The organism is Vibrio sp. 1249-1 (genome assembly GCF_033340495.1).
Genome location: NZ_JAWOWJ010000634.1, coordinates 1 through 661, shown reverse-complemented (window position 1 = coordinate 661; position 661 = coordinate 1). Strand labels below are relative to the sequence as shown.

The following is a 661-nucleotide window of genomic DNA, read 5'->3' as shown; positions in this document are numbered from 1 at the left end:
GCTGCGCTTTCAGGCGCGATTGGATCAAAGTATCACCGAAGCGCTTAATGCGCTTGGCTATTATCATGCAAAAATTTCATACTCTATTTCCGAAGGGAATGACGAGCTGATCGTTAACATCCACAAAGGCTTACCAGTTAAGATCAAAGTAATGGATGTCGTGATCAGCGGTGAAGCGAAAGAGGATGAAGAATTTGCGAATCTCATCGCCAAATCGCCTTTAAAAGTTGGGCGGATTTTAAATCAGGGTGAGTATGACAGCCTTAAATCAGGGATTCGTAACCTGGCTTTGCAACGTGGTTACTTCAATGGTGACTTTAAGCTCAACAAGCTGGAAGTGATCCCTGAATTGAATGAAGCCAATGTGCGTTTGCACTACGACAGCGGTATTCGCTATCACTTTGGTCCGGTAGAAATTACGGGAAGCCAGATCTGGGAAAACCGTGTTGAGTCGATGCGACCTTTTGAAATTGGTGAACCTTACCTTGTCTCTGATGTGGGTGAATACAACCAAAACCTGTCTAACACCGATTGGTTCTCCTCCGTGTTTGTTGAGCCTGACTTAAGCAAGCTTGAAGATGGGCGCGAGTTGCCGATTAAAGTCTCGTTAGCGCCTGCTGCGAAAAACCAGATTGAAACCGGTATTGGTTACTCCACCGAT

General features: G+C 45.5%; 1 protein-coding gene. It reads left to right on the top strand.

Annotated elements, in window-relative coordinates; genetic code table 11:
- A partial coding sequence (locus R7Z50_RS28065; RefSeq protein ID WP_318149831.1) for an autotransporter assembly complex protein TamA occupies positions 1–661 on the top strand: 661 nt, incomplete at both ends.